Origin of the sequence: Nostoc sp. NOS(2021) (assembly GCF_017115025.1) — a bacterium.
In the GTDB taxonomy this organism is placed as follows: Bacteria; Cyanobacteriota; Cyanobacteriia; order Cyanobacteriales; family Nostocaceae; genus Nostoc.
This window is the reverse complement of record NZ_JABXKM010000249.1, coordinates 1-6,618: the sequence shown is the minus strand read 5'-3', so window position 1 is coordinate 6,618 and position 6,618 is coordinate 1. Positions and strand designations below refer to the sequence as shown.

Annotated in this window: 5 protein-coding genes and 1 tRNA gene; all 6 read left to right on the top strand. The window is 44.5% G+C overall.

Annotation, left to right across the window (positions count from 1 at the left end; all coding sequences use genetic code 11):
* Positions 1-360 precede the first annotated feature (360 nt).
* The 6 genes from HWQ41_RS26150 to HWQ41_RS26125 all read left to right on the top strand — a co-directional run bounded on the left by HWQ41_RS26150 (position 361) and on the right by HWQ41_RS26125 (position 6,391).
* Entirely contained in the window at positions 361-633 is a 273-nt protein-coding gene (locus tag HWQ41_RS26150) for a hypothetical protein (protein ID WP_292769630.1), read from the top strand.
* Positions 634-646: 13 nt separating this feature from the next.
* Positions 647-1,324, top strand: coding sequence for an ABC transporter ATP-binding protein (locus HWQ41_RS26145; RefSeq protein WP_292769627.1), 678 nt, complete (start codon positions 647-649; stop codon positions 1,322-1,324).
* Positions 1,325-1,698: 374 nt separating this feature from the next.
* Complete coding sequence (locus HWQ41_RS26140) at positions 1,699-2,250, top strand: NYN domain-containing protein (RefSeq protein WP_292769624.1); 552 nt, start codon at positions 1,699-1,701, stop codon at positions 2,248-2,250.
* Positions 2,251-2,393: 143 nt separating this feature from the next.
* A tRNA-Asn gene (locus HWQ41_RS26135) sits at positions 2,394-2,465 on the top strand.
* A gap of 426 nt (positions 2,466-2,891) precedes the next feature.
* Complete coding sequence (locus HWQ41_RS26130) at positions 2,892-3,968, top strand: AAA-like domain-containing protein (protein WP_292769621.1); 1,077 nt, start codon at positions 2,892-2,894, stop codon at positions 3,966-3,968.
* 2 nt (positions 3,969-3,970) lie between these two features.
* On the top strand, positions 3,971-6,391 hold the full coding sequence (locus tag HWQ41_RS26125; protein ID WP_292769618.1) for an AAA family ATPase: 2,421 nt from the start codon (positions 3,971-3,973) through the stop codon (positions 6,389-6,391).
* Positions 6,392-6,618: the final 227 nt, after the last annotated feature.

Sequence of the window (6,618 nt, the reverse complement as noted above, 5' to 3'; positions counted from 1 at the left end):
CGTCTAGAACGTCAAACCACCCTCTACTGGGGGCGCGTCCAACTGCGATGGTCATTAGAGCAAATCTCCAAATGTTTATAAGTACAGGTTGTATCTGTATTATAGATGGCTATATAAAAGCCTTCTATAGGCAGAAAGTTAACCGGGTTGTTAACCAAGTTTACAATTTTTTACATACCTTTAATCATATTAGGTGCAAATCGCTAATTTTTCTAGGGGATTTGTCATAAAAATTAATTTTTGAGCTAGATGAAGTGGGGAGATGAGGGAGAAAGCCATGCCCAATGCCCAATGCCCATTTCCCTAGAATCAGTCAGCTGACGCTAAAATGAGTCCACAGTTAAATTTGATTATTGCTAAATGTTTACCATCGATTTAAGCATCAGAAACACTGCTTTCCCGATCTCAGTACAACGTAAGTCAGCAGAGGATGCTGAGGCTGTCTATCAGCTAATTTTGGCAGCAATCCGTTCTGGGAACCCTGACATTGTAGAACTCAAGTGCGAGGGCAAGACAGAGAAAAAAATTGCTGTCCGCGCTAGTGAAATTTCTGGGGTGCAGATTTTTCAGAAAGATGGTACAACCCCTGGCGGTGCCAGACCACCTGGCTTTTTCGCTGTAGCTGCTGAGTAACCAAGGTTGACAAATGGCTCAAGTGGGCATTGAGGTCAAGGATTTAAATTTCAGTTGGCCGAATGGAGAGAAAGTTATCAAATCTTGCTCTTTGGAAGTACCCAAGGGTGAGTTTTGGATGCTCTTGGGTACAAATGGCAGTGGGAAATCAACGTTACTTAGGCTGCTGGCGGGGTTATTAGCTCCTGAATCGGGCGAAATTCGGGTTTTGCACCCCGTTGGCTTTGTCTTCCAAAATCCGGATCATCAACTGGTGATGCCAACGGTTGGTGCTGATGTGGCTTTTGGATTGGTGGAAGAAAAGTTACCACCTGCTGCTACCAGAGCAAGGGTTGAGGAGGCGCTAGGGGCGGTGAATTTGCTTACCCTCCAACGACGGCCTATCTATGCACTCTCTGGGGGACAGAAACAGCGAGTCGCGATCGCTGGTGCGATCGCCCGTCGCTGTGAAGTTTTATTATTAGATGAACCCACTGCCTTACTAGATCCAGATAGCCAACTGGATTTAGTTGCTGGTGTCCGCCGCCTCGTCAAAAGTCGAGGTCTTACAGCCCTTTGGGTAACGCATCGATTAGACGAGTTAAATTACTGTGACGGCGCTTTCTTACTAGAAAAAGGTTCTCTGGTTGATGGGGGTGAAGCCCAGCGCCTTAAACAACGTCTGATGGAGGTACATAGCGAAGCCTCTTAATTGAGTGCTGAGTCATGTTAGCGCTAGCGGGGCGTTTAGCCCGTACTGAGTGAAGTAAAAAGTACTCAGGACTTTTGCACCGAGTACATGCTTCATCCTTTGTGGGCGGTCTTTTCACTCAGCACGAGCGCTTTGAGCGGCGGCTTACGCCAAACAGAAGTTAGGTGACTTTTAACTCACCACTATTAAATAAAATATTGCGACGCGCCTTTTCAACAAAGGCGCGTTTTAAATTAGTGCGTCTATCTTAAGGTAAGTTTTATGAGCTTATCGCATTTTTTGTTTTGTGTAGCATAGTGTTACACACAAAGCATCAATTATTATAAAACTTATGAATGAATTTTGTAAACTCTAGAAAATTGTGATTAAAAACCATGCCCCGTTCCTTACTCCAAGCCGTTTTGTTAGTGGACGGCTACAATATAATTGGCGCTTGGCCTTGTCTTAAAAAAACGCGTGATAGTGTTGGACTAGAGGCAGCACGGGGCGAACTTGTGGAAGCAATGACAGGTTATAGTGCGTTTCAAGGTTATGCAACTCAAATAGTTTTTGATGCCCAATATCAGAATTGCTCTAGTAATAAAGAAATTATTACTGAGCTTTTATCAGTTTATTACACTGATTTTGGGCAGACAGCAGATACTTATATTGAAAAATCTTGTGCTTCTTTTCGCCAGCAAATAGCCCAATGTTTGATTTCTCGGGTGATTGTCGCTACATCAGATCGGGCACAGCAGTTGATGATACAGGGGTATGGGGCTGAATGGTTGTCGGCACAACAACTCTGTGCGGAAGTGGAAACTACAGTCTGTCGGATGCGACAGAAGTATCATACGCGCAAACAATCTAAGAGTAGGTTTTTAGCCAATGCCATTGATGCTAAAGCGCGGCAGCGTCTGGCTGAATTACGAATGGGATTACAGTAGATATTTAGTATTTAAAAGTCTCTGCTTAAGTTCGTGAATGGATTTTGGCTGCAAAATCTCTATAAATTAAGCATTTAAAAAAATATTGGCGAAAGTACTTGCCAAATCCTCTTTTTAGCCCTAAGATTATAAATCGTGAGTGATCCTCAGTAGCTCAGTGGTAGAGCGATCGACTGTTAATCGATTGGTCGCTGGTTCGAATCCAGCCTGGGGAGTTTATGAATTTTGGATTCTAGATTATCTGTTACTAATATATGGTCACTTGACTCGTATGTTACCTTTCTGAATCATGGGTCTTTTGGTGCTTGTCCGAAACAAGTGCTGGAGTTTCAACAACGTTTGCGTAGACGCAAAGCGGCTTGTCGTTAGACATCGCAGTTAGAACAGATTTACAACACTTGAGAGCAGTATGAGTATTTGGCAAAGGTACTAAAGGGGTTGCTCTCAGGTTAATCTAGTTTCAGGAAACTGGCGATCGCATCAACGGTCTGTTCTGCACTTGTAGCAGTGAACATTAGCCTATTTGCCAAATAAATATTTTTATCAGATACCAAGTCTAAGACGACAAAGACATTATCGGGCTAGTGCTATTCTTTTAGGTAATTGCACTTAAATTGCTGAAACTAGGATAAACGCTTTACATGACTTCTAGAGCGCTGCCTGACAATCCTTTTGTGGCTGCGGGGATGATTGAAGATCCCAGGCTGTTTGTCGGTCGTAAAGATGAATTACACGCGATCGCATCTCGGATGAAGGGCGATCAGCCTACAAGTATCAATATAGTTGGTGAGAAGCACATTGGTAAATCTTCCTTGCTGCATCACTTCGTTCTGACTTGGCAGCAGCGAGTATTAGATAACACCAGTCGTTATGTGGTGATTTACTTACCGTTACGGAGTGTAGATTGCCAAACTGAAACGGGTTTCTATGAAGCAGTAGCCCAAAGTTTACTGAATCACGTTCAGGGATGGCAACAACGCAGTCTGCAAAATGCTTGGAAGACTAAACCGCTTAATCGTCAAGCATTTTCAGATGCGGTTAAGGAATGGAAACAGCAAGGAAAGCTACCCGTCCTCTGTCTGGATGATTTTGAAAGCCTTTTGAAATATCCCGATAAATTCGATAATGGATTTTATGACAATTTGCGATCGCTGATGGATAGCAACGCCTTGATGCTAGTGGTGGCTTCGCGTAAACAATTGGATGTTTATGCTAACGAGCATCGGTTTGTCTCTAGTTTTTTCAATATTGGTCACACTATTTATTTGAAAGAACTAAATACAGATGAGGCTATTGAACTGTCGCGCTTACCAACTCGCTCTACAAATAGTGCAGCTTTGAGTATAGATGAACAGAATCATGCACAGCAATGGGGCGATCGTCATCCTTACAAGTTGCAATTGGCTGGTTATTATTTGTGGGAAGCACGTCAACAAGGCAAGGCTATCAAGTGGGCGAAACAGCAGTTTGAACAACAGCTTGCAAATCCTAAATCTAAAGCAAAAGGAAAGTGGTGGCAATTATGGCTGCGTTGGTTAGTTTGTGATTTACCAGTACGTCTGGGTAGAATAGCCAAGTTCATTGGTGGGGCTGTTGATGATGTGAGCAACTGGATTATCGGGATGGTAATTCTGCTTTTGCTCGTTTTGGTTTTGGTGGGTGTGCTGCACTGGAATCAAGTTTGGGATTTTCTGCGTGACAAGCTGGGGATAAAGTAGCCATGAGTAACAGGTCGCCAACATCAGGCTTTTGGAATTATGTGGCTGACTGCGTGCGCCTGCTGTATTGGATTTATTTCAAACCTTTTACCTTTGAACGCTGGCTGCGGGAAATTCATCCAGAATTAAAGCCGACAGATAACCCCTTTGATAAACGGGCTGAATTTTGTAGTAACCCCCGCCTGCGTCGCTATGCTGGGCAAGTTTGGTGGCTAACTGCTGTAGTTCCAATAGTTGCTGTATTTCCAATAGTTGCTGTATTGCTGGTGGCACCAGTTTACACTGTGATTAGTGGTGAGTCATTTAACTGGTTATTAAGCTGTGTTTTTTTGGTGGGCTGGTTTATAGGAAGGGTTCTAGAGTGTGGCGCTAATAAAAATAAGCTAGTTATTAGGCTTGTTGCTGGACTTACCTGTGTTCTTGGAGCTAAATTTTTTTTATCAGATGTGGCGTTCGGCGTGGCGTTCGGCGTGGCGTTTGGCGTGACGTTTGGCGTGGCGGGAGGCGTGGCGGGAGACGTGTCGGTAGGCGTGGCGAGAGGCGTAGCGATCTACATGGTGGTAAGCGTGGCGTTCTTCATGGGGGGAGGCGAGGCGAGAAGCGGGGCGAGAGGCTTGGTGGGAGTTGTGGCGTACGGCGTGCTGAACGGCGGGTTTTTCGGCGTGGGGTTAGACAAGGGGTTCTTCGGCGTGGCGTACGGCGTGGCGTTGATTTTCGGTGTGTTGCTGCGGGTTTACTTCTGGTTGCCAGAATTTCTATGGATACTCACCTTGTTCTTTTTGTCTTCCAATGGAAGGCGGGTAAATTGTTTGCGATATCTGCCGCCTCGCTTTGATGAATTGATTATTTTGCCTCTGCCTTTTATGGATGTGATGATTGTAGAGGCTTATCGAAAGAACCCAGATGTTGCCCGTGAGACTATTAATTATCTAATTACATCCACCAATCAGCAAAAAGTTGCAGCACAGGCAATTTCTGGTATTGCTGGAGATATTGTCAACCGTTGTCAGAGGTTGAGCGATATTGTGGAGATTGCCAACCAACTAGCGTGGATTCCCTCACCAGCACCAAAGGAACTTGGCGCTGTACTACCCCAATTTTTGGATATTAGTCAGAATGTACGGGCATCACAAGAAGCAACTTCACTTTATCGTCAATATGAGTTACTGAATATTCCGATCAACGCATTACGTCAACTGGGGGAAAGTCTAGCTTTAACAACAGATGCTCGTGTTGCTGTCTCTTTTGGCAACGCTGCACAAAGCTGGCTAACGATACTAGAGACGGCGCAGCGCACTTTAGAGGAACAGGCACAGCAATCAAAAGAAATTCGGCAAGTTTATATTGCTGGTAATTCACTAGACCCGGAAACAGCGAAGAATCGTTTCAAAGGGCGAAAGGACATATTTGAGGAAATCGAATCTTTGACACTTTCTGAGCAACCGCCAGTGTTGTTACTCTATGGAGGGCGCAGGACAGGGAAAACCTCAGCGCTGAAATATCTACCTTACAGAATACAAGCAAACATTGTACCTTTGCTGGTAGATTTACAAGGAGCAGCAGCAGCTACAACGTTAAAAGGATTGGCTGAGAATTTAGCTCAACAAATTATCGAAGCTGCACGGCGATTACCCCGCAAAGTCTACTTGCCTAATCCAGATACCAGTAAACTAGCTGAAGATCCATTTCCGGCGCTGCAAACTTGGTTAGCAGAAATAGAACGCAACAACTCTGGTAAGCAATTTCTCCTCTGTTTGGATGAATATGAACGCCTGGGTGAGGTAGTGAAAGCAACAAGCAGCCGTGCGCCGCTCAATTTTATTCGTAATCTGCTGCAACACCAACATAAATGGATTTTACTTTTTAGTGGTTCACAGGAGTTATCTGAACTTGATGATTACTGGAGTGACTATCTAATTAACACCCGTGCTTTGCGAATGACTTACCTGCACGAGTCAGAAGCCCGCGAGTTGATTCAACAGCCAGTAGAGAACTTCAGCAATATCTATGAACCAACTGCTGTAGATGCAATTATCCAACTTACTCGCTGTCAACCTTATCTCGTTCAGTTGGTGTGTTATGAGTTGGTGGAGTTGCTAAACCGCGATATCAGAAAAAACAGGCGAGAAGCTGATACAGCAAAAGTGACTGCACAGGATGTTAAAGAAGTTATACCTGTTGTGCTTGAGCGAGGCGATCAGTATTTTCGGGAATTATGGAAGAGTTTAGCAGATAGCGATGTCTACGACGGGCTACGCCTACGCAATTTACTTCGGCGTTTAATCCACGGGGAAATTCCCACACAGCAAGACAAAGGCGTTGTCCGCAAACTAACGCGAAAAGAGATTTTGACTCAAGAAGGCAATGCTTTTCAAGTGCCTTTGGTGCAAAAATATGTAGAACAGTTGCTAGAAGAAGAGTGATATCAGTCCGCTTGATTACTTATTAAACCCGAAGAACCTCACCCTGCCAAAGCTGCGCTTTGTCTCCCCTCCCCTTGCTAAGGCTACGGTGTACACACAAGTCAAATTACCCCCCTCAATCCCCCCTTGTAAAGGGGGGAAGTCGGAAATCCAGTTCCCTCCCCTTTGCAAGGCTATCCATTACCCGGATCTTTCTCAACAAAACTACAACTTACTTAAAATAAGCC